Here is a 25,795-nt window from a genome sequence, read left to right as displayed (position 1 = left end):
ATGAAAAAGTTTGCAAAAAAGAGGCTGTACCCACGTTTCGCACTTTTCTAACGTCGTTGCACAGACACGCGGTACGCCTGCCGGCGGTGTGAGTCATCAACGCATATCAGGAGTGGCACTATGAGCCTCGAATCAACAACCAAGCCGATCAGCGCTTCGCGCACGGTTCGCGTGATTAAAAATTTACGCTGGTGGATGCTGGGGATGTTTCTGCTGGGGGTAACGGTGAACTACATCACCCGCAACTCACTCGGCATTCTGGCGCCGGAGCTGAAAAACAGCCTCAACATGACTACCGAACAGTACTCATGGGTGGTGGCGGGGTTTCAGCTGGCCTATACCCTGTTTCAGCCAATCTGTGGCTGGCTGATCGATGTGATCGGCCTGAAGATGGGCTTTCTGATTTGTGCGCTGATCTGGTCGGTAACCTGCCTGCTGCATGCGGGTGCGGGCAGCTGGCTGCATCTGGCGCTGCTGCGTTTCGTGATGGGCGCGTCGGAAGCGGCCGCCACACCGGCTAACGCCAAAGCGATTGGCGACTGGTTCCCGAAAAAAGAGCGGCCGGTGGCGGCGGGCTGGGCAGGCGTCGGCTTCTCGGTCGGCGCGATGCTGGCACCGCCCATCATCTACGTTGCCCACATCTCCTTTGGCTGGCAGGGCGCGTTTCTGCTGACCGGCGGGCTCGGCCTGCTGTGGGTCGGGCTGTGGTGGTGGGGCTATCACGCACCGGACCGTCATCCGCGTCTCTCCGATGAAGAGCGCGCCTTTATTAATCAGGATAATGAAGCGATCGGCGAGAAGCTGCCGTTCTTCACCGCGTTAAAAGTGATCGGCAAAGAGAAGAAATTTTACGGCATCGCCATTCCGGCCTTTCTGGCGGAACCGGCCTGGGCGGTGCTGAGCTTCTGGGTACCGCTCTATCTGGCAAACGAACGCGGCATGGATCTCAAGCAGATTGTGATGTTCGCCTGGCTGCCGTTCCTCGCCGCCGATCTCGGCAGCGTCGCCAGCGGCTATCTGACCAAAATTTATGTGCGCTGGTTCGGCCTGACCCGTGTCAATTCCATCGTCGCCAGCTCCGTTACCGGCGCGCTGCTGATGGTCTCGCTGGCGCTGATGACGCTGGTTGACGATCCCTGGCTGGCGATTGCGCTGATCTCCGTCGGCGGCTTCGGCCATCAGGTGATCTCCTGCATGCTGAGCGCGCTGGTAGTCGAGCGGTTTGATCGCCGCCAGATGGCCACGGTTAACGGTATGCGCGGCTCCTGCGCATGGATCGCCAGCTTTATTTTCTCGCTGATTATCGGTGTCACCGCCGATACCATCGGCTTCAATCCGCTGTTTGTGGCAATGGGCTTTTTTGACCTGATTGGCGCGGTTTTCCTGGTGATGTTGATCGCCGAACGCCGCCAGCGCCCGGTAAACCATTAAGGATATCCGATGAAAACTCTGAAGAACTGGACCCTGCATCAGCAGGCTGCGCATTTCGTTGAGCTGAAGGTGGAGGATCGTCATTTTCTGCGCCTCTATGTGCTGGAAGAGGGACTGATGCGGGTGCTGCTGAAGCGCGACGGTGAGCTGGCGCTGAACCGCACCTGGAGCATCGCGCCCGATCAGGATGTGCCGTGGCAGGGCCGTGATCGCGAAGCGCTGGACGGTTTTGCGTTGCCCGATTTCAGCGTGCAGCACGATGCGCAACAGGTGCAGATCAGCACCGGACGGCTGCGGGTCACGGTACATCAGCCGCTCTGCCTGAGCTGGGAACAGTTCGACGGTGCTGACTGGCAACCGCTGGCCGCCGATCGCCATACCGGCGCTTATCTGCTCAACGTCCACGGCGACGGCGTGGAACACTATCAGCGCCGCCAGCCGCAGGATCGGGTCTATGGCCTGGGAGAAAAGAGCGGCGATCTGAATCGCGCAAACCGTCGCTTTGAGATGCGCAATCTGGATGCGATGGGCTATAACGCCGCCAGCACCGATCCGCTCTATAAACATATCCCGTTTACCCTGACGCAGCGCGATGGCGTCAGTTTCGGCCTGTTCTATGACAACCTCAGCAGTAGCTGGCTCGATCTCGGCAACGAGCTGGATAACTACCATCTGCCTTATCGCCGCTATCGCGCCGAGGCGGGCGATCTCGATTACTACATGATGCTGGGACCGACGCTGCTTGAGGTCACCAAAGCCTTTGTGCGCCTGACCGGTCGCACCCTGTTTCAGCCAAAATGGAGCCTCGGCTACAGCGGCTCGACCATGCACTACACCGACGCGCCCGACGCGCAACAGCAGCTGCAATCGTTTATTCGCCTGTGCCGCGAGCATGAAATCCCCTGCGACTCGTTCCAGCTGTCGTCGGGCTATACCTCGATTAACAATAAGCGCTACGTCTTTAACTGGAACTACGACAAAGTGCCCGATCCCAACGCGCTGAGCGAGGCGTTTCATCGTGCCGGCATGAAGCTGGCGGCCAACATCAAACCCTGTCTGCTCCAGGATCATCCGCGTTATCAGGAAGTGGCGGCGCAGGGGCTGTTTATTCGCGATTCCGAGCAGGATCGTCCTGAACGGTCGGTGTTCTGGGATGATGAAGGTTCGCACCTCGACTTTACCCATCCGCAGGCGGTGCGCTGGTGGCAGGAGAATGTCACCCGTCAGCTGCTGGAAAAGGGCATTGATGCCACCTGGAACGACAACAATGAGTATGAGGTGTGGGATGGCGAAGCGCGCTGTCACGGCTTCGGCCAGCCGATTGCCATCAAGCATATCCGGCCGGTGATGCCGTTACTGATGATGCGCGCCTCAATGGAGGCACAGCAGCAGTTCGCGCCCGACAAGCGGCCCTACCTGATCTCGCGCTCCGGCTGTGCCGGGATGCAGCGCTATGTACAAACCTGGAGCGGCGACAACCGGACCAGCTGGCAAACCCTGCGCTACAACATCCGCATGGGGCTGGGGATGAGCCTCTCCGGACTCTATAACGTCGGCCATGACGTCGGCGGTTTTTCCGGCGACAAGCCCGATGCCGAGCTGTTTGTGCGCTGGGTTCAGAATGGCGTGATGCATCCGCGCTTTACCATTCACTCATGGAATGACGATCACACGGTGAATGAGCCCTGGATGTACCCGGAAGTGACGCCGATGATCCGCGAGGCGATTCGGCTGCGTTATCGCCTGATGCCTTATCTCTACACCCTGGCGTGGCAGGCCAGCGCGCAGGATGAGCCGATGCTGCGTCCGACCTTTCTCGATCATGAACAGGACCCGCGCAGCTGGCAGGAAAATGATGACTTTATGCTGGGGCGCGATCTGCTGGTCGCCAGCGTGGTGGAGCAGGGCGCGCGACAGCGTGAGGTCTATCTGCCGCACAACGGGCATGGCTGGTATGACTGGCACAGCGGTCAGTGGCTGGCTGGCGGTGAGCAGATTACGCTGGATGCGCCGCTGGATCGTCTGCCGTTGCTGGTACGTGCCGGGGCAGTGATTCCGCTGGGCGAGTGTGAAAGCACCACCGATGCGCAACGCGACCGGGTGCGTCAGTGGCAGTTATGGCCAGCGCCCGCGGAGGCGGTGACGCAGGGAGAGGTGTTTGACGATGACGGTGAAAGTTATGGCTGGCAGCAGGGAAATGCGCTGTGGCTGAACTGGACGCTGCGCGGCAGCGCTACCCGAATCGATCTGACGATTGAAAAACGCGGCGATTACCAGCCGGCGTGGCGTGAAATCAGCCTGGTATTGCCAGCAGGCGAGACGCGGGCGTTGTGGGTTAACGGCGAGCCAGCCAGCGTATACCGGCTGGACTAACCGGCGGTTATCGCGGCGGAGCAGGAAAAGGTCGGCCCAGGGACTGGGCCGATAGTATTACGCGCTGTGGTTTTCGGTGCTCATCCGGCCCAGATCTTTATCGACCAGGAACAGACCGTTACCGCTGTTGCTTACCATCGCCAGTTTATCCAGCACGGTTTTGAACAGCTTCTCTTCTTCGTGCTGCTCAGCCACGTACCACTGCAGGAAATTAAAGGTCGGGTAATCCTGTGAGGTCATCGCCGCGTGCACCAGCTCGTTGATTTTGGTGGTGATCAGCTGCTCGTGCTCCAGCGCCTGCTGCAGGATTTCATTCAGGGAGGTGAATGAAACCGGCGGTGCAGCAATGGTGCCCAGTACCGGCATCGCGCCGGTATCGCTCAGATAATCGAACAGGCGCTGCATGTGTTCCATCTCTTCGCGCGAGTGCATTTTCAGGAACGAGGCGGCACCTTCGAATCCTTTGTCGCTGCACCAGGCACTCATTTGCAGATAAAGATTGGCGGAGAAAAATTCCAGGTTCAGCTGGTCGTTCAGACGCCCAGTCATTTCAGCAGTCAGCATGGCCGAGTCCTTGTAAGAATATGTTAAAAAAACAGGTGAGAGGCGGTGAATTATGCATCAAACATGTTAGCAATGTGAAGCCTTTTCCGCAAAAACTGCCAATTTATCTGTTTGATTTAAATAGAATTATTTCACAACCTGAATGCGACGGATTCTCATTTTTTATCAGCTTCACACTCTGTATCGCTGGCACCCTTTTAGTGCACTCTGGCTGAGTCATGCTGGTGCAGGCGGCCTGGCACTGATTTCATTTTCGCCAATCTGATTTCGTGATGAAAATAATTCCGGCGCAGTGAGTCTGCGTCCGCTAAATAGATCCCGCCCATTGCGGTGGATTATTCGCCGGTTATGGCTGGGTCAGCGCTGAATAAGGGACGTTCGCTGTGCGCTGGCATAATTCCTGCTTAAAACAGAGTTCCCAATATTGAACGCTGCCGCAGCGCGGAATAAACGGCAGGTCAGCGACATCAGGAGGAAATAATGTCGAATCAGAGTGTGGTTAAGGCGGAAACCGTCAGCGCCAGTAAAGGCAGTTATCTGGCGCTGATTTTCGCCATCCTGTTTTTCTCGGGGCTGTTTTATCGGGTGGATGGGCTGAAATGGCTGGGGGCGTTTGACTTCACCACGCTGGGTGGCAGCTTTGGCACCATGAAAGATCCGGCCAGCAACACCTTTCTTGGGGCCGGCGGGCTTAGTGCTAAAGCGGGTTTCCTGTTTGCGCTGTCACTCACGCCGACCGTGATGCTGGCGCTGGGCGTGCTGGAAATCTTCACCCACTACGGCGCGATTCGCGCAGCGCACCGGCTGCTTACGCCATTACTGAAACCCTTAATGGGCCTGCCGGGACGCTACGGGCTGGCGTTAATTACCGATCTGCAAAGCACCGACGCAGGCGCGGCATTAACCAAAGAGATGGCTGATCAGAAACAGATCGGTAAAAAAGAGGTCGTGGTGATGTGCGCCTGGCAATATTCCGGCGCCGGTTTAATCAATAACTATTTTGCTATTGGTTCGGCGCTGTTTGCCTCAATGACGCTGCCGATCATTATCCCGCTGATGCTCATGCTGGTGCTGAAATTTGTCGGTGCGGCGATAACCCGCTTCGTGTTAAACAGTGTTTATCAAAAGGATTTCAGCGATGGAAAATAATAACGCCGCCAACGTCAGTCATAACCCGTTTGATGTGTTTGTCACCGGTGCGCGTAAAGGCTTTCATATCGCCATTCATAATCTGATGCCCAATGTGGTGATGGCGTATGTGCTGGCGGAAGTGCTCAACCTGCTCGGTATTATGCCGTTGCTGGGACAGGTTTTTGCCCCGGTGATGGGCCTGTTTGGCCTGCCAGGCGAAGCGATTACCGTGCTGCTGACCGCGTGGCTCTCCTCATCGGCGGGCACCGGCGTGGCGGTCAGCCTGCTGACTAAAGGGCTGCTGACCGGCGCGGATATTACCGTGCTGGCACCGGCGATCTTTCTGATGGGATCGCAACTGCAATATATGGGGCGGCTGCTGGGCGTGGCCGATGTACCGAAAAAATACTGGCCGCTGCTGATGCTGGTAAGCATCAGCAATGCGCTGATCGCGATGTTTGTTATGCGTCTGTTTATTCAGGAGTGAAGCCGTGTCTGAGGTATTAGAGCATTACCATTTTCTGCATGAGATCCCGGAACTGGGATTCCAGGAGGTGAAAACCTCCGCTTACATCGCCGACCAGCTGGAGCGAGCGGGCCTGAAGGTGACGCGCAACATCAACAACACCACCGGTATCGTGGCGGAGATCGACAGTGGAGTGCCGGGTCCGGTGCTGGCGCTGCGCGCCGATATGGATGCGCTGGGTCATATCATTGATGGCGTGCCCTGCGCGCGTCACACCTGCGGCCACGACGGTCACTCTTCCGTGGTGCTGACTGCGGCGGCGGCGTTACTCAAAGAGGGCGCGGTGAAGCGCGGCCGGCTAAAAATTCTGTTCCAGCCCGCGGAAGAGCTGGGGGCGGGCGCACTGGCGATGGTTGAGGGCGGCGCGCTGGATGATGTAGAGATGATTCTGGGATTCCACCTGCGGCCGCTGGAAGAGTGCGTGGTGGGACAGGCGGTGCCTGCGGTGCTTTACTCAGCCTGCAGCACGCTGGAAGCCACCATCAAGGGCCAGCCGGCGCACGCGGCGCGCCCGCACCTCGGCGTTAACGCGCTGGATGCGGCGGTACAGGCGGTGAATGCGGTAAACACGCTGCATCTGTCGCCGGGTCTTAACTGGAGCGTCAAAGCGACACGTTTCCTGTGTGACGCGGGCGTCACCAACTCGGTGCCGGATGAAGCGCGGGTGGTGTGGGATCTGCGCTCGCAGGAAAATGCGCCGATGGAGGTGCTGAAAGAACAGGTTACGCGCGCGATCGTCAACAGCGTCGCGGCGCTCGGTGCCACGGCAGAGGTCCGGGTATTGAAAGAGATGCCGGCGGCTGAAATTGACGATGAGGCGACGGCGGTGATCCGTGCGGCGATTGTTGAGGTGCTGGGAGAAGAGGGACTGCTGCCGGAGAGAACGACCCCAGGCAGCGAAGACTTTTTCTACTATCCAGTTAAACGTCCCGGCGTGAAGGCGGGCTTCTGGGGATTAGGCACCAACCTGACGCCAGGGCTGCATCATCCCGATATGCGCTTTGACCTGGATTCGCTGGAGATTGGCGTGCAGATCTTCAAAGCCTGCGTGAAAAAAGTGCTGGGCTAGCTAACCCCGTTACCCGTCTCGCGGCGGGTAACGCCCTGCTAGCTAGCTGGCTGGCACCCAGGGTCCCGTCAGTGGCGGGTTGGGGAAGTTACCGGTAAGAATGCGTAGCTCCGCATTGCGCGGTGTATTGTCGCCAGCGCCCTGAATGCTGACAATATCCTGTGGGCAGGCCGAAAAGGCGACATAGCAGTCCATCTCGGCGCGAAGGATGATGTAGTCCCCCGCACGCGTCACCACCGGCAGCGTTTTCAGCGTCATGCCGTCTGGCTGTACCTGAATATTCATAAAAATGTTAAACGACGCCAGGTTGCCGTGTGGCAGGCTCACGCCCAGCGCCGCCATCGCCTCAAACAGGTTGTCATGACAGTTGCGGTGCGGCTCGGTACAGCCCAGCAGGGCATAGCGGCGTGCGTCGCAGGCGGCCATAAAGGTGTCATGCACCCCCGGTGAACTATCCTCCACCAGCGTCAGAATGGGGCGGCGCTGATTGGTGATAAAACTGTCGCCTGTTGTGGGATTAAGACGCTGGTTCCAGACGCGTGTCGCCTCCATCGACATATATTCAGTCACGTCCGCCGCGTTATAAGCCCAGCAATCCACCACCTGGGTGCCGTGCGAATTGATCACCTGTACGGCTTCGCCTTTTTGCAATAAAACGGCCCGGCCGTGACGCGCCGGGACAAGCAGCGCCGCGCGCTGCTGATATTCAGCTGACATAAGATTCTCCTGGTTAATGCGGCATGATGCGGCGATAGCGCGTCATGCGAAATTCAAGGCGGCGTGCCAGCCCGTCGAGCAGGCTGTTGAGTACCCAGTAGCAGACCGCCACGGTGAGGTAAATCTCCAGCGGCGCATAGGTCGCGGAGATCACCTCTCTGGCGGCGTACATAAACTCCTGTACCGAGACGATAGAAAGCAGTGCGGAATCCTTAATCAGACCGATCAACAGCCCGATCAGCGGCGAGAGCATTTGCGGCAGCGTTTGCGGTAACACCACGTCACGTAATTGCTCCGTACGGCTCAGCCCCAGCACGCGGGATGCTTCCCACTGGCTGCGGGGCAGCGCCGCAATGGCACTGCGTATGACCTGAGCGATATAGGGAGCGTAGTAAAGCGTCAGCGCCAGCACGCCGACCTGCGGCGAGCTGAAGGTGACACCATACTCCGGCAGCACGAAATAGAGCAGATAGATCACCACCAGCAGCGGCAGAGCCAGCGTCAGCGCGCTGTAGAAACGCAGCAAGCGTTGCCAGAAGGCTGGCGCACGCATCAGACCGATTGCCATGATGCTGCCCCAGAGTAATGAGCAAAGCGCAGCGACGGCGCAGAGCTGCAGCGTGGCAGCCATTCCCTCGGCCAGTGACGGCAGAGCCGTGAAAATCACCTGCCAGTCCATTATGTGCGCCTCCCTTTGCGTTCCAGCTGATGCGCAATGCGCATCAGCGGCAGCGCGATTAAAAGATATCCTGCCGCCACCAGCAGCAGCACCTGCGTTGTCTCATAGGTACGAGCGATGACGATCTGGCCCGCGTAGGTCAGTTCGGTGAGCGCCACCACCGACGCCAGCGGCGTGGTTTTGAGCAGAATGGTAAATTCGTTCACCAGCATTGGCAGGCTGGCCTGCAGCACCTGCGGATTGATCACGTACCACCAGGTCAGCCATCGGCTCAGGCCCAGCGTGCGCGCCGCCTCGCGCTGGCCGCGTGTGACCAGATCCTGATTCACGCGCAGAATTTCCGCCACGTAGGCGCCGCTGTTGAGGCCGATGGCGATCACCGCCGCCAGCATCGGCTGTCCGCCAAGGCCCAGCCGTGGCAGGGTGAAAAACACCACAAACAGCTGCACGATGGCCGGGGTGCCGCGCATCAGGCTGACGTAGAGGCGGCCGATGCCTCGCCACAACCAGAAGCGGCGTAACTGAAGAAAACAGCCGAGCAGGCCCATCGCCAGGCTGAACAGCGCCGCCAGTACGGTGAGACAAAGCGTCATCAGCAGGCCATATCCCAGTTCGGGCAGGGCGCTGACTATCTGTTCATTCAGCCCCATCACCGGCTACTCCAGCTTAAAATCGGACAGGTTTTCCGCCACCGCAAGGCGAAGCGGCGCTGGCTGGTCGTTGCCCTCGATGCCGGTATTGCAGGCCGAAACGATAAACTGCATATCCATGGTGACGCGGCAGGTAATTGCGTCGCCCGCGCGTGTCAGGTTGGGTTCAGGCAGGATCTCGCCCGCGCGCGTGAGCCTGACATGCATAAAGAGATTGATGGGGTCGGGAAGTTTCGGCACCGTCATGCCGAGACGCGACAGTTCGCCGCGAACCGCCTCGACACAACCCTCACCCTGATAGCCGCGCGAGGCCAGAAAGGCACGCGTTGAGGCGGGAAGCAGCAGGTCGTGGCGCTTAACGCTATCTTTGCCCAGCACCATCACCGGGCGTCGGCGATTGTTAACCAGCCGCATGCCTGAGCCGAGCAGATAGCTGTTGCTGAAGACGCGAGTGTGGTGCACCGAGAGCCATATCGCCGGATCGGCGAGACTGAAACCGAACAGCGACGCCACTGCACCTGGCGCCAGCGCGCTGATACGCAGTAACTGGCCGCGCAGCACCCGAATCGAACCGACGCTACCCGCAGCAACGTTAAGTGGGGCGGCAACAGGACGCGACACCACTTCCTCAAATCCTTCACGCATTAACAGCATGGTTCACCTCCGCAGGCTGGCCGTCGTGGATCTCAATGGCGATCGGCGTAACCTGCAGGCCGTTGCCGGGAATGATGTCCTGTGGACAGGAGGAGACGGCGCAGATCAGATCGCACAGGGCCTCGAAGACGATCTGGTCACCGGCCTTGCTGTGCGGATCGGTGACCTCCATACGACCGTCGGCGGTTACCGGCCCGTTTTGAAACAGATTGAACGGTTCCGGCAATGAGAAATAGGTGATGCCGTGCGACTTCATGCCTTCCAGCAAGTTGTCGACACAGTTGCGATGGCCTTCTACGCCGAAATCAACGCTGAAACGTGTGCGATCGCAGGCCGGAACATTGGCGTCATGAATACCAATGGTGTCGGCGACGATGCGCAGCAGCGGGCGGTTTTCGCTGGACCAGAGTGCATCCCCGGGTTGAAAGAAAAGCGAGCGCAGATGCTGACGGGTATGCACCGGCGAAAGTTTCTCATCATGGTTAGCGGCATTCACCGCCACAAAGTCGGCGGCCTGCTGGCCCTGGCTGTCGATAATGGTAATCAACTGACCTTTGCGAACCTGAAAGGTACGGCCATGCCCGGCCGGCACCCGGATAGAGAGAGGACTCATCGCTTACTCCTGAGGGATAAAATTGCTGGCGGGTACGGTAAAGGTGGTGCCGAGATACTGCTTTTGCAGTGCGCCAAGTTTGCCGCTTTGCTGCATCGCCAGAATATGGTCGCTGATCGCCTTGTTCAGCGTCAGATCCTCTTTACGGGTGGCCCAGGCCATCCACTGAGAAGGCCCGGCTTCCCCGGCCTGCGCGACTTTATCGGAATGCTTTTTCACAATCGGTGCCAGCACAGCAATATCATCCAGTACGAAGTCGGCGCGTTTTGTCATCAGTGTGGTGACGGTCTGATCCAGCGTATCGACGCTGATAATCGTAATGGGCGCTTTGCCGGCTTTCTTCAGCTCTTCGTTAAAGCCTTTCAGCAACTGTTCTGGCACGCTGGCGCTCTTAACGGCACCGCGCAGCCCGGAGAGGCGCGCCGGGTCTATCGGCGATCCGTTAAATTTCTCCGCGTCGTTTTTACGCATCAGCACGCCATTAACCGTTTTGCTGTAGGGGACGGTAAACAGCACCTTCTTTGCACGCTCGGCGGTGACGTTGAGTGAGGAGCCTTCGGCGTCGAACGAGCCGGAGATCAGACCGGGCAGAATGCCGCTGAAGGCGGTTTTCTGAAACACCAGTTTCACTCCCAGATCCTGAGCGAAGGATTGCATGATGGCGACGCTGTAGCCGGTGACCTCGCCCTTGTCACTGGTATATTCATAGGGCGGAAAGGTCGGGTCGATGCCAACGGTAATTTTGCCGCTGCTTTTAATATCCGAAAGCGTATCAGCCTGCGCGGCGCTGACGGCCAGTAGCGCGGTGAGAAAGAGTGCGATTTTTTTCATTATGGTGATCCCCTGGTATTGGTGAAGTTCATCAATACCCGAGCAGCTTTCGTGCCACTTTGCGGCACCGCAAACAGAGAAGGCAGCTGAGCCCGGCGCTTTTACAAACAAAATCAGCGAGAAACATCTGTTTCTTTTTCTGTATTTTATTTTTCTTTTGTTTCTTCAGGCGGCGTGACGCGTCAGGTACGCCGAACAACGGCGCACCTTTTCAGGGCATCAGAGGGAAGGGGATGCGCCAGCGTGGCACATTATTCCAGCTCGTCGAGTTGCTGGTGCAGGACCTCGATGGCAGCAAGACGATCGCTACCGGCCTTGCCTGAATGGCGGGCCACCAGCGAGCAAAGCAGGTTGCAGACGCCAGAAAGCGCCACCGTGCTGTCGAAAATCAGACTTCCATCGGTGTGGCAGCGCAATGTCCAGCGCGCGTGGCGCGCAGGTTTTCCCGCTAATGCATCGGACAGATAAAGCATAGGGACCTCCAGCAGGTCTAGCGCCGCCATTGCGGAATCCAGTGCTGGCATACGACGACGCAGACCGACACAGATCGCCAGGTCCTGCTGGCCGAGGTCGGCAAGCTGCTCGGCCAGCGAGTCGCCAGCGCGTGGCAGCAGCGAGACATGGGGATGGACATGCAGCAGATCGCGATAAATCAGGGCGGCGATGGTCTGGCTGTGACGCCAGCCCAGGATGACCACGCGACGCGCCTGGGCGATCGCCTCCACGCATGACTGCAGCGTGTCGCCCTCCAGCGAACGAAAGGTATTCACCAGATTGGCGATCTCTTTTTCCAGGTGCTGCTGCATCAGACTATCGAGCGGCGAGGCGCTGGAACCCGAGTGCAGGTAAAGGGGCGAACCGCTATTCTGCATTTCACGCGCCTGACGACGCGCCGCTTCGTAGCTCTCATAGCCAAGATGACGAAAAAAACGGGTGGCGGTCGCTTTGGAGACGCCCGCGCTCTGCGCCAGTTCCGTAGCGGTATTCATCGCTAGCTGACCGGGCGCCGCGAGCAGCACTTCTGCCAGTCGTTGTTCGTGAAGGGAAAGCTCATCCCAGTATTGTCGAATACGGCCCTCCAGGGGGACCGGTCTGGCGCTCATGGGAAATTCCCTGAAATTGAAAACCTTTATCCTGCACATCGTGTGCCGGGTTGTCATCTGTTTTGACCATCGACCCCAGGCAGACAACTTTTTCCGCCGCCGCTGTTCGCCGCTGCGCGCAAAATATTGTATGCTATGCCGCCTTAAAGCTGACCAGGTAACCGGATTTTACGCCAATGTAACTTCGCGCTGACCCGCCGACGACATGATGTCGCCTTTGGCACCGTTTACCCGCCGGTAAGGTTCTGCCGGCCACCGTGATTTATCAGCAGCGCCAGACCGAGCGCGCTGCTCCATTGAGAAGAATCCCATGTCTAATCCCTTTTTAGAAGAGGTGGCACGCCGCCGCACCTTCGCGATAATTTCGCACCCGGATGCCGGTAAAACCACCATTACCGAAAAAGTCCTGCTGTTCGGACAGGCTATCCAGACCGCCGGTACGGTAAAAGGCCGCGGCTCTAACCAGCACGCTAAGTCGGACTGGATGGAGATGGAGAAACAGCGTGGTATCTCCATTACCACCTCGGTGATGCAGTTCCCCTATCGCGATAGCCTGGTGAACCTGCTGGATACACCGGGTCACGAAGATTTCTCGGAAGATACCTATCGTACGCTGACCGCGGTTGACTGCTGTCTGATGGTGATCGATGCCGCGAAAGGCGTTGAGGATCGTACCCGCAAGCTGATGGAAGTCACCCGTCTGCGCGATACGCCGATCCTGACCTTTATGAACAAACTTGACCGTGACATCCGCGATCCGATGGAAGTGCTGGATGAGGTGGAAAGCGAGCTGAAAATTGCCTGTGCGCCCATCACCTGGCCTATCGGCTGCGGCAAGCTGTTCAAAGGGGTGTATCACCTCTACAAAGATGAAACCTATCTCTACCAGACCGGTAAAGGCCACACCATTCAGGATGTCCGCATCGTGAAGGGGCTGAACAACCCGGACCTCGACATCGCGGTCGGGGAAGATCTGGCGGCACAGCTGCGTGAAGAGCTGGAGCTGGTGCAGGGCGCATCGCACGAGTTTGAGCAGGAAGCGTTCCTTAACGGCAAACTGTCGCCGGTCTTCTTCGGCACCGCGCTGGGTAACTTCGGCGTGGATCATATGCTGGATGGCCTGGTCGCCTGGGCACCGCGTCCGATGCCGCGCAAAACCGATACCCGCACCGTTGAAGCCAGCGAAGAGAAATTTACCGGCTTCGTATTTAAAATTCAGGCCAACATGGACCCGAAACACCGTGACCGCGTGGCCTTTATGCGCGTGGTGTCAGGGAAATATGAGAAAGGGATGAAGCTGCGCCAGGTGCGCACCGGCAAAGATGTGGTGATCTCTGACGCGCTGACCTTTATGGCGGGCGACCGTTCCCACGTTGAAGAAGCCTATCCCGGCGACATCATCGGCCTGCATAACCACGGCACTATTCAGATCGGCGATACCTTCACCCAGGGTGAGAACATGAAGTTCACCGGTATTCCGAACTTCGCGCCGGAGCTGTTCCGTCGTATCCGCCTGCGCGATCCGCTGAAGCAGAAACAGCTGCTGAAAGGGCTGGTTCAGCTGTCGGAAGAGGGTGCGGTACAGGTGTTCCGTCCGGTTCACAACAACGACCTGATTGTCGGTGCCGTCGGGGTGCTGCAGTTCGATGTGGTGGTGGCGCGTCTGAAGAGCGAATATAACGTCGAGGCGATCTACGAAGCGATCAACGTCTCAACGGCGCGTTGGGTCGAATGTGACGATGCGAAAAAGTTCGAAGACTTCCAGCGTAAAAACGAAGTTAACCTCGCGCTGGATGGCGGTGATAATTTGACTTATATCGCCCCAACCATGGTGAATCTGAATATTACGCAGGAACGTTATCCTGACGTCAGGTTCCGCAAAACCCGCGAGCACTGATTCTGCGCTATCCGGGCCATTCCAGCTGGGAATGGCCCTGTTTTCCTCCTTCCAGACTCCTCCTAAAAACCTCGTTTTTCTTCTGTTTTGACGTGTGATCAACCAGTTAGCCAGGCAAAGCGCGAAATGCCGTCTATGATTACTCTATCGGACGGCGGAAGAGACTTCTCTTGTCCTTACGTCCTGTAACCCAGCAGCGCGGTTTGCTGCTGTTGCGCCCACAGTTTTGGGCGAGTTAACTGATAGAAGGAATATATCGATGAACAAGACTAAGATTGCTAAAACCCTGATGGCTGCAATGATTGGCTCAGCACTGATCAGCGGCAGCGCACTGGCTGACGAATCAATGTCGCAGAAAGCGTCACAGACAGCCGACAGCGCGGGTTCAAAAATCGATAGTTCTATGAAAAAAGTCGATGGTTTTATGGATGACAGCGGCATCACCGCCAAGGCAAAAGCCGCACTGGTTGATGATGACGCGATTAAAAGCACGGATATTTCGGTGAAAACGCATCAGGGCGTGGTGACATTAAGCGGTTTCGTCACCTCACAGGATCAGGCTGAAAAAGCCGTGGCTGTGGTGCAGAAAATCGAAGGTGTTAAATCCGTCAGTGACAAACTACACGTTAAAGACAGCAAATCTCAGTCAATGAAAGGTTATGCGGGCGATGCCGCTACGACCAGCGAAATTAAAGCTAAGCTATTAGCGGATGACATTGTTCCGTCGCGCAACGTAAAAGTTGAAACCACCGACGGCGTTGTTCAGCTTTCAGGGCATGTTGCAAATCAGGCGCAGTCAGACCGCGCTGAGAGCATTGCGAAAGCCATTGAAGGCGTGAAAAGCGTTAAGAATGACCTGACGGTTAAATCTTAATGGTAACCGTGCGGCCGCAACAGCAGGCCGCACGGATAAAAGATACCCATCCGGGGATTAAATAAGCAGTTCGATTTTCAATAGGGTAAGGAGAGGCTTATGTTTCGTTGGGGCATTATTTTTCTGGTGATCGCACTGATTGCTGCAGCGTTAGGTTTTGGCGGTTTAGCGGGTACAGCAGCATGGGCAGCTAAAGTTGTCTTCGTTGTTGGGATTATCCTGTTCCTCATCAGCCTGTTTACCGGCCGTAAAAAGCTTTAGCCGATGAGTCCTGCAGTATAATGCAAAGCATGTAAGCATAAAGCGGAGACCAGTCATCTGTAGCGCATAAGGTGAAAAAGGGATTTTTTCACACCGTTACAAGGGGCAATCAGCACAGCGCGGTTGCCCGGCTAAAGGAGGGTATGACTGGTTCTCCGGAATGCTGCTGGACAGACGTCACAATCCCTCAGCCTGCCCGCGGGAACCCCTTTTGAGGTTCACACAGTGGGTACACGCATTCCCGTTACGCTCGGCGCCATTGAACCTCTTGCGCTGACACCCTTTAAATCGCATAAAATTGCGCTGGTCTGTGAAGGCGGCGGTCAACGCGGTATCTTCACCGCAGGCGTGCTGGATGAGTTTCAGCGTGCCCGATTCAACCCCTTTCAACTGATGCTTGGCACCTCTGCCGGTGCGCAAAATCTTTCTGCCTTTGTCTGTGGTCAGCCTGGCTACGCCCGTCGCGTGATAACCCGTTACACCACCAATAAACTCTTTTTCGATCCGTTGCGTTTCGTGCGCGGCGGTAATCTGATCGATCTCGACTGGCTGGTCGAAACCACGCGCAGCGAATTTCCGCTGGCGATGACCAGCGCCGAAAAAATGTTCTCCAGCGGACGTGAGTTTTACATGTGTGCCTGCCGCAGCGACGACTACACGCCAGGCTACTTCACGCCAACGGCTGACAACTGGCTGGATTTGATCAAAGCCTCCAGCGCCATTCCCGGCTTCTACCGGCTTGGGGTAAACCTTGAAGGGATCAGCTATCTGGATGGCGGTATCAGCGATGCGATTCCGGTGCGGGAAGCGGCGCGCCGTGGCGCAGATACCATTGTGGTGATTCGTACCGTACCGTCACAGATGTTCTACACGCCAAAATGGTTTAAGCGCATGGAGCGCTGGATGACGGCGGCGGCCTTCCAGCCGATGATTAACGTGCTGCACCAGCATGAGCAGAGCTATCGGGAGATTCAGCAGTTTATTGAAAATCCGCCCGGTGACTTACGCATTATTGAGATCTTTCCTCCGCATGTGCTGGCCAGCAGCGCGCTCGGCAGTCGGATATCGTCGCTGAATCAGGATTACCATCTGGGCCGACGCTGCGGCCGCTATTTCCTTGCCACGCTCGGCCAGTGGCTCAGTGATGCGGAGCCGCAAAGCCCGCCGCGCATCGTGATGCCGTCTGCGCCGGTTGCCAATGCGCCGGATAACCGCGAGATTATCACGCCGCCGCTGGCAGATAATGATGCCGATTACGATAAAGGATCGCTGGCATGAGGTTTATCGATACCCACTGTCATTTTGATTTTCCGCCGTTTGAGGCGGATGCTGAGGCCAGCCTGGCGCGTGCCGCTGCCGCAGGCGTTGAGAAGATTATTATCCCGGCGGTGGAGGCCAGTCGGTTTAACCGGGTCTGTGAGCTGGCTGCCAGCCATGCTCCGCTCTACGCCGCGCTTGGGCTGCATCCGATTGCCATTGAGCAGCATCAGGAAGCCCATCTCGATCAGCTGGAGACGTTGCTGCAGCAGCGCCCGCGTAAGCTGGTGGCGATCGGCGAGATCGGGCTGGATCTCTATCGCGACGATCCGCAGTTTGATAAGCAACTGCGCTTTCTTGATGCGCAGCTTAAACTGGCGAAACGCTATGCGCTGCCGGTGATCCTGCACTCACGGCGTACCCATGACAAGCTGGCCCAGCATCTGCGGCGTCACGATCTGCCGCGTCGCGGCGTAGTACACGGCTTCGCGGGCAGCCTGCAACAGGCGCAGGCGTTTATTAAACTCGGCTATGCGATTGGCGTCGGCGGCACCATTACCTATGAACGGGCGAGCAAAACCCGTCAGACGCTGGCGCAGCTGCCGCTCTCTTCGCTGCTGCTGGAAACCGATGCGCCGGATATGCCGCTGAAAGGCTTTCAGGGCCAGCCAAACCGGCCAGAACGGGCGCGCCAGGTGTGGGAGACGCTCTGCACCTTGCGGGAAGAATCCCCTGAAGAGATCGCCGATGCGCTGTGGCATAACAGCCAGCAGCTGTTTCAGCTCGATCCCGCTTTCCCTGCCGTACGCCTTCAACCCGCTCAGCGCTAGCGGATCGCCTTTGCCCCAGGGTGTATGTGATAATAGTAACATTTGATCGGGTGGCGTATAATGGGCTTTAAATGGCGTTATATGCGACTCAGATCTGGTTTTTCATGTCAGTATTACATCATTTTCTTATTCTGATGTGACTACTGGCACATAAAAAAGCCGGTTACGCTGTTATTATTATCACATTCCGCCGGCCAGCCGGTGGATCGCACCTCGATCCTTTGGAGAGCCTCATGACCGATATCAAACACCTTGCCCTGCGCGCCCTGAAACTGATGGATTTAACCACCCTGAATGACGACGACACCGACGCAAAAGTGATCGCCCTGTGTCATCAGGCTAAATCCCCGGCAGGCAACACCGCCGCAATCTGTATCTATCCGCGTTTTATTCCGATTGCCCGTAAAACGCTGCGCGAGCAGGGTACCCCGGAAATCCGCATCGCCACGGTGACTAACTTCCCGCACGGCAATGACGACATTGATATTGCGCTGGCAGAAACCCGCGCGGCGATCGCCTACGGTGCCGATGAAGTGGATGTGGTGTTCCCGTATCGTGCGCTGATTGCCGGCAACAGCCAGGTCGGTTTTGATCTGGTGAAAGCCTGTAAAACCGCCTGCGCCGAAGCAGATGTGCTGCTGAAAGTGATCATCGAAACCGGCGAACTCAAGCAGGAAGCGCTGATCCGTCAGGCCTCTGAAATCGCGATTGATGCCGGTGCGGACTTCATCAAAACCTCTACCGGTAAAGTGCCGGTTAACGCCACGCCTGAAGTGGCGCAGATCATGATGAACGTGATCCGCGATAAAGGCGTCAGCCAGCAGGTTGGCTTTAAGCCCGCTGGTGGCGTGCGCACCGCTGAAGATGCCGCGCTCTACCTGAAAATGGCGGAAGAGACGCTGGGTGCCGACTGGGCCGATGCGCGTCATTTCCGTTTTGGTGCATCAAGCCTGCTGGCGAGCCTGCTGAATACCCTGGGTCATGACAGCGACACCAGCAAAGCGGGTTACTGATCTTTCAGGCGGTCGCTGACCGCCTGTTCCCCATCCTGATTTCCCTGAACCAGGGGGTTACCTTGTTCCTGCCACAAGAAATAATTCGCAAAAAACGTGACGGCCATGCGCTGACTGAAGAGGAGATTCGCTTCTTCATCAATGGTGTGCGTGATAACACCGTTTCGGAAGGTCAGATCGCCGCGCTGGCGATGACCATCTATTTCCACGACATGACGCTGCCTGAGCGCGTGGCGCTGACCATGGCGATGCGTGATTCCGGTACCGTGCTGAACTGGAAATCGCTCAACCTGAATGGGCCGGTGGTGGATAAGCATTCGACCGGCGGCGTCGGCGATGTGACGTCACTGATGCTCGGGCCGATGGTGGCCGCCTGCGGCGGCTATATTCCGATGATCTCCGGCCGTGGCCTCGGTCATACCGGCGGCACGCTGGACAAGCTGGAGGCGATTCCGGGCTTTGATATCTTCCCCAGCGATGACCGCTTCCGCGAAATCATCAAACAGGTTGGGGTGGCGATTATCGGCCAGACCAACTCCCTGGCCCCGGCGGATAAACGCTTCTACGCCACGCGCGACATTACCGCTACCGTCGATTCCATCCCGCTGATTACCGCCTCGATTCTGGCGAAGAAGCTGGCAGAAGGGCTGGATGCGCTGGTGATGGATGTCAAAGTGGGTTCGGGCGCGTTTATGCCAACCTATGAGGCGTCAGAAAGTCTGGCGCAGTCGATTGTGGGCGTCGCCAATGGCGCAGGTTGCCAGACCACCGCACTGCTGACGGATATGAACCAGGTTCTCGCCTCCTCAGCCGGTAACGCATTGGAAGTGCGGGAAGCGGTGCGCTTCCTGACCGGCGAACAGCGCAATCCACGTCTGCTGGAAGTGACGCTGGCGCTGTGCAGCGAAATGTTGATTTCCGGCAAACTGGCCGCAGATGAGAAAGAAGCGCGTCAGCAGCTGATGCAGGTACTGGATAACGGCAAAGCGGCGGAAATTTTTGCCCGCATGGTCGCGGCCCAGAACGGGCCAGCCGATTTCGTAGAGCGCTACGACACCTATCTGCCCGCGCCGATGCTCAGCAAAGCGGTCTATGCCGATCGACCGGGCATCGTCAGCAGCATGGATACCCGGGCGCTGGGGCTGGCGGTGGTCGCGATGGGCGGTGGACGCCAGCGCGCCAGCGACAGCATTGATTACAGCGTCGGTTTAAGCGAGATGATTACCCTGGGTGAGCGTGCTGATGCTCAGCGCCCGCTGGCGATTATCCATGCCAGCAACGAAGCGCAGTGGCAACAGGCCGCCGCAGCGGTCAAAGCCGCGCTGGTGCTGAGTGATACCGCGCCCGCCGCCACGCCAGTGGTCTATCGTCGTGTGAGCGATGTCAGTTAACCGGCCAGTAATCGGTGCCAGCGGCAACGCATTCGGGTATACTGATCTGATCGCTTTTTTTTGACTTGTCACGCGCCATTGCGCAGGAGACTTGCATGAAACGTGCTTTTATTATGGTTCTCGACTCCTTCGGGATCGGCTCCAGTAAAGATGCCGATAAATTCGGTGATGAAGGTTCAGATACGCTCGGCCACATTGCTGAAGCCTGTTTCAACGGTGAAGCAGATAAAGGCCGTAAAGGGCCACTGCATCTGCCTAACCTGACCGCACTGGGTCTGGCTAAAGCCGCAGAACTCTCTACCGGTCGCTTCCCGGCGGGCCTCGATCCAAACGCGAAGATCACCGGCGCTTACGCTTACGCCAGCGAAATTTCGTCAGGTAAAGATACGCCGTCAGGCCACTGGGAAATCGCCGGTGTACCGGTGCTGTTCGACTGGGGTTACTTCAGCGATCAGGAGAACAGCTTCCCGCAGGAACTGCTCGATAAGCTGGTTGAGCGCGCGGCGCTGCCGGGCTATCTCGGTAACTGCCACTCTTCCGGTACGGTCATTCTGGATCAGCTGGGTGAAGAGCACATGAAAACCGGCAAGCCGATTTTCTACACCTCTGCGGACTCCGTATTCCAGATCGCCTGTCACGAAGAGACCTTTGGCCTGGATCGCCTCTATGCTCTGTGCGAAATTGCCCGCGAAGAGCTGACGGAAGGTGGCTATAACATCGGTCGTGTGATTGCGCGTCCGTTTGTCGGCGATAAAGCGGGTCACTTCGAACGCACCGGCAACCGTCACGATCTGGCGGTTGAGCCACCGTCTGCCACCATGCTGAAAAAGCTGGTGGATGAGAAGGGCGGTCATGTGATTTCAGTGGGTAAAATCGCCGATATCTATGCGGAACAGGGCATCACCAAAAAGGTCAAAGCGACCGGACTGGATGCGCTGTTTGACGCTACGATTCAGGAGATGAAAATCGCGCCGGATCAGTCGATTGTCTTTACCAACTTTGTCGACTTCGACTCGACCTGGGGACATCGCCGTGATGTCGCCGGTTACGCGGGCGGACTGGAGCTGTTTGACCGTCGTCTGCCGGAGCTGATGGAGCTGGTGGGTGAGGATGACATTCTGATCCTGACCGCCGACCACGGCTGCGATCCGACCTGGAAAGGCACCGAACATACTCGTGAGCACATTCCGATTCTGATTTACGGACCGAAAGTTGAACCGGGTTCACTCGGTTATCGCGAAACCTTCGCCGATATCGGTCAGACAATTGCACACTATTTTGGCCTGTCCGACATGGACTATGGCAAGAACATGCTGTAACCCAGCGATTTAACAAGGATAAAGTAACAATGGCAACTCCGCATATTAATGCCGAAATGGGTGACTTCGCTGACGTGGTCCTGATGCCGGGCGACCCGCTGCGTGCGAAACACATTGCTGAAACCTTCCTGGAAAATCCGGTGGAAGTGAACAATGTGCGCGGCATGCTGGGCTATACCGGCACCTACAAAGGCCGCAAAGTGTCAGTGATGGGCCACGGTATGGGCATTCCGTCCTGCTCGATCTACACCAAAGAGCTGATCACCGACTTCGGCGTGAAGAAGATCATTCGTGTGGGTTCCTGTGGTGCGGTGCGTGCAGACGTAAAACTGCGCGATATCGTGATTGGTATGGGTGCCTGCACCGATTCCAAAGTCAACCGTATGCGTTTCAAAGATCACGATTTCGCAGCGATTGCCGATTTCGACATGGTGCGTAACGCGGTCGATGCGGCTAAAAATCTGGGTGTGGAAGCGCGCGTGGGTAACATCTTCTCCGCCGATCTGTTCTATACCCCGGACCCGCAAATGTTCGACGTGATGGAAAAATATGGCATCCTCGGCGTTGAGATGGAAGCGGCGGGCATCTACGGTGTGGCGGCAGAATTTGGTGCTAAAGCGCTGACCATCTGTACCGTATCGGACCATATCCGTACCCACGAGCAGACCACGGCGGCTGAACGTCAGACCACCTTCAACGACATGATCAAAATTGCGCTGGAGTCGGTGCTGCTGGGGGATTAATTCTCGCGCCGGTGCGGTTTAATGCCGGCTGCCTGATGATCTCTGCGGGTCCTCTTTTCACCGGGAGGACCCGATCTTTCTTCCTTTCCCATCCTGTAACATTCACATCAAATGACACACTTTTCGCCAGGCTTGTGCATCTTCGCGCTGGTACGCCTGCGTTCGCGCTTTATCATGGGGCGGAACAACAAATAATAAATAACCGCCTGATAATGCTGCCTGATGAATTTTCGTAATTTCGACGCTGAAGAGAAACTGTTTGCCCGTCGCGCGACGGTCTCTTTTGCTCTGGTCTGTCTCTGCTTCACCATTCTTGCTGTGAACCTGTATCGCCTGCAGGTGCGCGACCACAGCTACTATCAGACCCGATCCAACCAGAACGACATCAAAATGATCCCCATCGCCCCGACGCGCGGGCTGATTTATGACCGTAATGGTATTCCTCTGGTGCGCAACGTCAGCTGGTACGCCATTACGCTGACGCCCTATAAAATCGCGGATATGCAGGCCACGCTGCAGGCGCTGACGCCGATCCTCAACCTGACGCCCGACGAGATTGAAACCTTCCGGCACGCGTTAAAACAGACCAGCCGCTACAAGCCGGTGGTGCTGAAAGAGGAGCTGAGCGAGGAGCAGGTAGCGCGCTTCGCGGTTAACCAGTTTCGGTTTACCGGTGCCAGCATTGAAATTTACCAGGATCGGCAATATCCCTACGGCGCCGATCTGGCGCACGTGCTCGGTTATGTGTCGAAAATCAACGATAACGACTACAAACGGCTGAACGCGGCGGGCATCGCCGAGAACTATGCCGCTGACCACAATATCGGTAAACAGGGCATTGAAGGCTATTACGAGACGATGCTGCACGGCAAGCCGGGCTATCAGGAAGTGGAGGTGGATAACCACGGTCGTATCGTGCGGGTGCTGAAAGAGGTGCCGCCGGTCGCGGGCAAAAACCTTACCCTGACGCTGGATCTGCATCTGCAACAGTACGCCGAAAGTCTGCTGGCAGGCCAGCGTGCGGCGCTGCTGATTGAGGACCCGCGCGACGGCTCGGTGCTGGCGATGGTCTCCAGTCCCAGCTACGATCCCAATCCGTTTGTGAAAGGCATCAGCTATCAGGCTTACAAATCCCTGCTGCAGGATAAGGATCTGCCGCTGATCAACCGCGTGACCCAGGGCCTCTATCCTCCGGCCTCGACGGTGAAGCCCTATATGGCGATGTCAGCGCTGCTGACCCATGTGATTACGCCGCAGTCGCAGTTCTTTGGCGCGCCCACCTGGACGCTGCCTGGCACCGATCGCCGCTACCGCGACTGGAAAAAAACCGGTCACGGTATGCTGGATGTCACCCGGGCGATTGAGGAGTCCGCCGACACCTTCTTCTATCAGGTGGCCTTTATGATGGGCATCGACCGTATCCACACCATGCTGAGCCAGTTTGGTTACGGCAAATCGACCGGCATCGATCTGAATGAGGAGTACAACGGCTTACTGCCGAGCCGCGAGTGGAAGCAAAAGGTACATAAAAAAACCTGGTATCAGGGCGATACCATTTCCGTCGGCATTGGTCAGGGCTACTGGATTGCGACGCCGATTCAGATGGAAAAAGCGATGGTGGCGCTGATTAATAATGGCCGGGTGATTGCGCCGCATCTGCTGGAGAAAGCCCAGCGCGGTACGCTGATTGAGCGCTATCAACCGAAACAGCCAGCCGCGCAGATTGGCGATCCGCACTCTCCTTACTGGTCGCTGGTGCGCCACGCCATGTTTGGCATGGCGAATGCGCCTAACGGCACCGGCTACAAATATTTTCATACCGCGCCTTATGGCATCGCAGCGAAAAGTGGTACGTCGCAGGTGTTTGGTTTGCGACAGAATCAGACCTATAACGCCAAAATGATCCCGGTCCGGCTGCGCGACCATATCTTCTATACCGCGTTTGCGCCGTTCGACGCACCTAAAGTGGCGGTGACGCTGATTCTGGAGAATGGCGGTGGAGAAGGGGTTACGGCGGCACCGGTGATGCGTGCCATTCTGGATCACATCTTTATTCCGCCCGCAGCGGAAGCGTCAGATGCGCCGGTGGCGGCAGAAAAGAAATAGCTGTGCAGGGGAAAAAAGGGGCCGCGGCCCCTATGGATTTCAGGCTTTTAGCGTCTCCGTTACGTGGCTGATCGCCCGCACCACATCCGTTGCGCCTTCACGAATTTCAGCAATCACGCCGCCCGCTTCCTGCGCCAGTTGCACCCCGTGGTCGGCACGCTTCAGGTTCGATTCAATCCCCTTCAGCGCCTTATTCGCCAGCAGATGATTTTGCTGCACCCGGTTCTCAATTTCGGCCGTGGCACGGTTGATGTTAGCCGCCAGCGTTCTGACCTCGTTGGCGACCACCGCAAAGCTGCGGCCGTGAGTGCCGGCGCGCGCCGCTTCAATGGCCGCATTCAGCGCCAGCAGGTTGGTCTGATCGGCAATACGGCGAATGCTGTCCACCATAAAGCCAATACGCTCAGACGATTCACTCAGACCCGAAATATCACCCGAAATCCCCTGCAGTTCGCCTGCCAGCGCATTCATGGTCTGCACGCTGTTGGCGATCACATCCGCTCCGACACGGGTGCTTTCATTGGTTTGCAGGGCGGTGTGATAGGCCCGCTGAGCCGCTTCGCGCTCCTGCTGGTTCTTCGCGACCTGGGCCGTCACGTCGGTGGCAAACTTCACCACTTTATATAATTTGCCCTGCTCGTCGAACACCGGATTGTAGGTGGCGCGTAACCAGACGGTACGGCCCTGCTTATTCACCCGTGGAAACTGACCTGAGATAAATTCGCCGCGATTCAGCTGCTGCCAGAGTTCGCTGTATTCGCGGCTGTTGCGGATCTCTTCTGAGCAGAACTGGCTGTGGTGCACGCCCTGAATCTCCTCACCACGGTATCCCATCGTCTTCAGGAAGTTATCGTTGGCTTTGAGCACTTCGCCTTTCAGGCTGAAGGCGATCACCGCCATCGAGCGCTCAATGGCGTTCGTCATGGCGCGCTGCTCCTGAGCGTCGTTGATATGGCCGGTGATGTCAGTCGCCAGCTTCACGATTTTGAATACCCGTCCATGACGATCCTGCACCGGCACATAGTTGGCTTCGAGCCACACCGGTCGGCTATTTTTTGCCACACGCAGAAACTTATCGCTGAAACTTTCGCCGCGGTTCAGCCGTAGCCAGAAGTCGCGGTAGTCATTTGACTGCAGCTGATCCGGCGTACAGAACAGGCTGTGATGCTGACCCTCAATCTCTGCCAGCGTATAGCCCATACGGTCGAGGAATAGCGCATTGGCGCTGAGAATGGTGCCATCGGGAGTGAACTCAATCATGGCGATCGAGTCATTAAGGGAGGTGAGGGTTGCTGCGGAGTGTGTACGCTTCTGCCCGCTGAGGCGCGAAGCAATGCCTGATGTAATGGTGTAAAACATGGTGATCCTTATTATTAGTGTTGGTCTCGTCACACTTATCGGCGTAACCACGCCACAATTCAGCCTCCGCAGCCGGCCTGAACGAAATTTAATCACCGATAGCACAATTTTTACCGGCAGTGGAGCGACAGGCCAGGGGGTTGATGGAAAAGCCGTCAGTCGATTTCATTTTGATGAAAAGCGTTTGACGCTGTCGGGCCGCTTTGGTTTAATGCGCCCCGTTGCCCGAATAGCTCAGTCGGTAGAGCAGGGGATTGAAAATCCCCGTGTCCCTGGTTCGATTCCGGGTTCGGGCACCATCTTTAAAGAACCCGCCACTGGCGGGTTTTTGCTTTTTCGGGCGGCGAACCCGGCCTCGAAGGTTCGATGTCCTCGCCACATCCCTGTGGCTCGCCCTGCGGGTT

At 57.2% G+C, this 25,795-nt stretch carries 24 protein-coding genes and 1 tRNA gene; 16 read left to right on the top strand and 9 right to left on the bottom strand.

The window, feature by feature from the left end; genetic code table 11:
* The first annotated feature begins 120 nt into the window (after positions 1-120).
* Both ACX3P5_RS15540 and ACX3P5_RS15535 read left to right on the top strand, forming a co-directional pair.
* Complete coding sequence (locus tag ACX3P5_RS15540) at positions 121-1,431, top strand: MFS transporter (protein ID WP_233987120.1); 1,311 nt, start codon at positions 121-123, stop codon at positions 1,429-1,431.
* Between the two features lie 9 nt (positions 1,432-1,440).
* Positions 1,441-3,804 (top strand): glycoside hydrolase family 31 protein, encoded by a 2,364-nt coding sequence (locus ACX3P5_RS15535; protein WP_233987121.1) that lies wholly within the window; start codon positions 1,441-1,443, stop codon positions 3,802-3,804.
* A gap of 57 nt (positions 3,805-3,861) precedes the next feature.
* Here the strand turns inward: ACX3P5_RS15535 and ftnA are convergent, their stop codons facing one another.
* On the bottom strand, positions 3,862-4,368 hold the full coding sequence (ftnA, locus tag ACX3P5_RS15530; RefSeq protein ID WP_089561944.1) for a non-heme ferritin: 507 nt from the start codon (positions 4,366-4,368) through the stop codon (positions 3,862-3,864).
* A gap of 480 nt (positions 4,369-4,848) precedes the next feature.
* Here ftnA and ACX3P5_RS15525 point away from each other — a divergent pair, with 480 nt between their 5' ends.
* From ACX3P5_RS15525 to ACX3P5_RS15515, 3 genes are read left to right on the top strand one after another with little or no spacing between them, the layout of a single operon-like run.
* The gene (locus ACX3P5_RS15525) at positions 4,849-5,517 is read left to right on the top strand and encodes a hypothetical protein (RefSeq protein ID WP_458968962.1); all 669 of its coding nucleotides are present in this window, start codon (positions 4,849-4,851) and stop codon (positions 5,515-5,517) included.
* The gene (locus ACX3P5_RS15520) at positions 5,507-5,986 is read left to right on the top strand and encodes a YjiG family protein (RefSeq protein WP_233987123.1); all 480 of its coding nucleotides are present in this window, start codon (positions 5,507-5,509) and stop codon (positions 5,984-5,986) included. Before ACX3P5_RS15525 ends, ACX3P5_RS15520 begins: the two co-directional genes overlap by 11 nt.
* A gap of 4 nt (positions 5,987-5,990) precedes the next feature.
* Complete coding sequence (locus ACX3P5_RS15515; RefSeq protein ID WP_233987124.1) at positions 5,991-7,094, top strand: M20 peptidase aminoacylase family protein; 1,104 nt, start codon at positions 5,991-5,993, stop codon at positions 7,092-7,094.
* A 42-nt stretch (positions 7,095-7,136) separates the two neighbouring features.
* On the opposite strand, the gene ACX3P5_RS15510 is transcribed toward ACX3P5_RS15515, so the two are convergent.
* From ACX3P5_RS15510 to ACX3P5_RS15480, 7 genes are all read right to left on the bottom strand, one after another.
* Entirely contained in the window at positions 7,137-7,811 is a 675-nt protein-coding gene (locus tag ACX3P5_RS15510; protein ID WP_233987125.1) for a DUF1989 domain-containing protein, read from the bottom strand.
* A gap of 13 nt (positions 7,812-7,824) precedes the next feature.
* A complete protein-coding gene (locus tag ACX3P5_RS15505; RefSeq protein ID WP_233987126.1) occupies positions 7,825-8,490 on the bottom strand; it encodes an amino acid ABC transporter permease in 666 nt (221 codons plus the stop codon).
* Positions 8,490-9,140, bottom strand: coding sequence for an amino acid ABC transporter permease (locus ACX3P5_RS15500; RefSeq protein WP_458969191.1), 651 nt, complete (start codon positions 9,138-9,140; stop codon positions 8,490-8,492). Before ACX3P5_RS15500 ends, ACX3P5_RS15505 begins: the two co-directional genes overlap by 1 nt.
* Positions 9,141-9,146: 6 nt before the next feature.
* Positions 9,147-9,794, bottom strand: a complete 648-nt coding sequence (locus ACX3P5_RS15495) for an urea carboxylase-associated family protein (protein ID WP_233987127.1) — start codon at positions 9,792-9,794, stop codon at positions 9,147-9,149.
* The gene (locus tag ACX3P5_RS15490) at positions 9,778-10,407 is read right to left on the bottom strand and encodes an urea carboxylase-associated family protein (RefSeq protein ID WP_336756530.1); all 630 of its coding nucleotides are present in this window, start codon (positions 10,405-10,407) and stop codon (positions 9,778-9,780) included. Before ACX3P5_RS15490 ends, ACX3P5_RS15495 begins: the two co-directional genes overlap by 17 nt.
* A 3-nt stretch (positions 10,408-10,410) precedes the next feature.
* Positions 10,411-11,238, bottom strand: coding sequence for a transporter substrate-binding domain-containing protein (locus tag ACX3P5_RS15485; protein ID WP_233987129.1), 828 nt, complete (start codon positions 11,236-11,238; stop codon positions 10,411-10,413).
* A gap of 251 nt (positions 11,239-11,489) precedes the next feature.
* Positions 11,490-12,341 carry a MurR/RpiR family transcriptional regulator gene (locus ACX3P5_RS15480; protein ID WP_458968961.1) on the bottom strand — a complete coding sequence of 284 codons (852 nt, stop codon included), beginning with the start codon at positions 12,339-12,341 and terminating at the stop codon, positions 11,490-11,492.
* Positions 12,342-12,651: 310 nt separating this feature from the next.
* Here ACX3P5_RS15480 and prfC point away from each other — a divergent pair, with 310 nt between their 5' ends.
* The 10 genes from prfC (at position 12,652) to mrdA (ending at position 24,032) form a co-directional block, all read left to right on the top strand.
* On the top strand, positions 12,652-14,238 hold the full coding sequence (gene prfC, locus ACX3P5_RS15475) for a peptide chain release factor 3 (RefSeq protein WP_233987131.1): 1,587 nt from the start codon (positions 12,652-12,654) through the stop codon (positions 14,236-14,238).
* A 259-nt stretch (positions 14,239-14,497) separates the two neighbouring features.
* The gene (osmY, locus tag ACX3P5_RS15470; RefSeq protein WP_233988125.1) at positions 14,498-15,112 is read left to right on the top strand and encodes a molecular chaperone OsmY; all 615 of its coding nucleotides are present in this window, start codon (positions 14,498-14,500) and stop codon (positions 15,110-15,112) included.
* Positions 15,113-15,211: 99 nt separating this feature from the next.
* The gene (locus ACX3P5_RS15465) at positions 15,212-15,373 is read left to right on the top strand and encodes a DUF1328 domain-containing protein (RefSeq protein ID WP_003848537.1); all 162 of its coding nucleotides are present in this window, start codon (positions 15,212-15,214) and stop codon (positions 15,371-15,373) included.
* 225 nt (positions 15,374-15,598) lie between these two features.
* A complete protein-coding gene (locus tag ACX3P5_RS15460; protein ID WP_458968960.1) occupies positions 15,599-16,651 on the top strand; it encodes a patatin-like phospholipase family protein in 1,053 nt (350 codons plus the stop codon).
* Positions 16,648-17,460: a TatD family hydrolase gene (locus tag ACX3P5_RS15455; RefSeq protein ID WP_458968959.1), complete on the top strand. Its 813-nt coding sequence runs from the start codon at positions 16,648-16,650 to the stop codon at positions 17,458-17,460. Before ACX3P5_RS15460 ends, ACX3P5_RS15455 begins: the two co-directional genes overlap by 4 nt.
* A 233-nt stretch (positions 17,461-17,693) precedes the next feature.
* On the top strand, positions 17,694-18,473 hold the full coding sequence (gene deoC, locus ACX3P5_RS15450) for a deoxyribose-phosphate aldolase (RefSeq protein ID WP_458968958.1): 780 nt from the start codon (positions 17,694-17,696) through the stop codon (positions 18,471-18,473).
* 62 nt (positions 18,474-18,535) lie between these two features.
* Entirely contained in the window at positions 18,536-19,864 is a 1,329-nt protein-coding gene (gene deoA / locus ACX3P5_RS15445) for a thymidine phosphorylase (protein ID WP_233987135.1), read from the top strand.
* A gap of 95 nt (positions 19,865-19,959) precedes the next feature.
* Positions 19,960-21,183, top strand: a complete 1,224-nt coding sequence (deoB, locus tag ACX3P5_RS15440; RefSeq protein ID WP_336756522.1) for a phosphopentomutase — start codon at positions 19,960-19,962, stop codon at positions 21,181-21,183.
* 29 nt (positions 21,184-21,212) lie between these two features.
* Positions 21,213-21,926, top strand: a complete 714-nt coding sequence (gene deoD / locus ACX3P5_RS15435) for a purine-nucleoside phosphorylase (RefSeq protein ID WP_010248951.1) — start codon at positions 21,213-21,215, stop codon at positions 21,924-21,926.
* Between the two features lie 222 nt (positions 21,927-22,148).
* Entirely contained in the window at positions 22,149-24,032 is a 1,884-nt protein-coding gene (mrdA, locus tag ACX3P5_RS15430) for a penicillin-binding protein 2 (RefSeq protein ID WP_336756517.1), read from the top strand.
* 39 nt (positions 24,033-24,071) lie between these two features.
* On the opposite strand, the gene ACX3P5_RS15425 is transcribed toward mrdA, so the two are convergent.
* Positions 24,072-25,391: a methyl-accepting chemotaxis protein gene (locus ACX3P5_RS15425; RefSeq protein ID WP_458968957.1), complete on the bottom strand. Its 1,320-nt coding sequence runs from the start codon at positions 25,389-25,391 to the stop codon at positions 24,072-24,074.
* A 223-nt stretch (positions 25,392-25,614) separates the two neighbouring features.
* Here ACX3P5_RS15425 and ACX3P5_RS15420 point away from each other — a divergent pair.
* Positions 25,615-25,690 (top strand) — tRNA-Phe (locus tag ACX3P5_RS15420).
* Positions 25,691-25,795 lie beyond the last annotated feature (105 nt).

The organism is Pantoea sp. S-LA4 (assembly GCF_054482835.1).
This window is presented reverse-complemented; position numbering and strand designations above follow the sequence as displayed.

Excerpts from the sequence above, each read along its gene's own strand:
- ACX3P5_RS15540 (WP_233987120.1), top strand. The coding sequence starts at position 121 with ATGAGCCTCGAATCAACAACCAAGCCGATCAGCGCTTCGCGCACGGTT.
- ACX3P5_RS15535 (WP_233987121.1), top strand. The coding sequence starts at position 1,441 with ATGAAAACTCTGAAGAACTGGACCCTGCATCAGCAGGCTGCGCATTTC.
- ftnA (WP_089561944.1), bottom strand. The coding sequence starts at position 4,368 with ATGCTGACTGCTGAAATGACTGGGCGTCTGAACGACCAGCTGAACCTG.
- ACX3P5_RS15525 (WP_458968962.1), top strand. The coding sequence starts at position 4,849 with ATGTCGAATCAGAGTGTGGTTAAGGCGGAAACCGTCAGCGCCAGTAAA.
- ACX3P5_RS15520 (WP_233987123.1), top strand. The coding sequence starts at position 5,507 with ATGGAAAATAATAACGCCGCCAACGTCAGTCATAACCCGTTTGATGTG.
- ACX3P5_RS15510 (WP_233987125.1), bottom strand. The coding sequence starts at position 7,811 with ATGTCAGCTGAATATCAGCAGCGCGCGGCGCTGCTTGTCCCGGCGCGT.
- ACX3P5_RS15505 (WP_233987126.1), bottom strand. The coding sequence starts at position 8,490 with ATGGACTGGCAGGTGATTTTCACGGCTCTGCCGTCACTGGCCGAGGGA.
- ACX3P5_RS15500 (WP_458969191.1), bottom strand. The coding sequence starts at position 9,140 with ATGGGGCTGAATGAACAGATAGTCAGCGCCCTGCCCGAACTGGGATAT.
- ACX3P5_RS15495 (WP_233987127.1), bottom strand. The coding sequence starts at position 9,794 with ATGCTGTTAATGCGTGAAGGATTTGAGGAAGTGGTGTCGCGTCCTGTT.
- ACX3P5_RS15490 (WP_336756530.1), bottom strand. The coding sequence starts at position 10,407 with ATGAGTCCTCTCTCTATCCGGGTGCCGGCCGGGCATGGCCGTACCTTT.
- ACX3P5_RS15485 (WP_233987129.1), bottom strand. The coding sequence starts at position 11,238 with ATGAAAAAAATCGCACTCTTTCTCACCGCGCTACTGGCCGTCAGCGCC.
- ACX3P5_RS15480 (WP_458968961.1), bottom strand. The coding sequence starts at position 12,341 with ATGAGCGCCAGACCGGTCCCCCTGGAGGGCCGTATTCGACAATACTGG.
- prfC (WP_233987131.1), top strand. The coding sequence starts at position 12,652 with ATGTCTAATCCCTTTTTAGAAGAGGTGGCACGCCGCCGCACCTTCGCG.
- osmY (WP_233988125.1), top strand. The coding sequence starts at position 14,498 with ATGAACAAGACTAAGATTGCTAAAACCCTGATGGCTGCAATGATTGGC.
- ACX3P5_RS15465 (WP_003848537.1), top strand. The coding sequence starts at position 15,212 with ATGTTTCGTTGGGGCATTATTTTTCTGGTGATCGCACTGATTGCTGCA.
- ACX3P5_RS15455 (WP_458968959.1), top strand. The coding sequence starts at position 16,648 with ATGAGGTTTATCGATACCCACTGTCATTTTGATTTTCCGCCGTTTGAG.
- deoC (WP_458968958.1), top strand. The coding sequence starts at position 17,694 with ATGACCGATATCAAACACCTTGCCCTGCGCGCCCTGAAACTGATGGAT.
- deoB (WP_336756522.1), top strand. The coding sequence starts at position 19,960 with ATGAAACGTGCTTTTATTATGGTTCTCGACTCCTTCGGGATCGGCTCC.
- deoD (WP_010248951.1), top strand. The coding sequence starts at position 21,213 with ATGGCAACTCCGCATATTAATGCCGAAATGGGTGACTTCGCTGACGTG.
- mrdA (WP_336756517.1), top strand. The coding sequence starts at position 22,149 with ATGAATTTTCGTAATTTCGACGCTGAAGAGAAACTGTTTGCCCGTCGC.
- ACX3P5_RS15425 (WP_458968957.1), bottom strand. The coding sequence starts at position 25,391 with ATGTTTTACACCATTACATCAGGCATTGCTTCGCGCCTCAGCGGGCAG.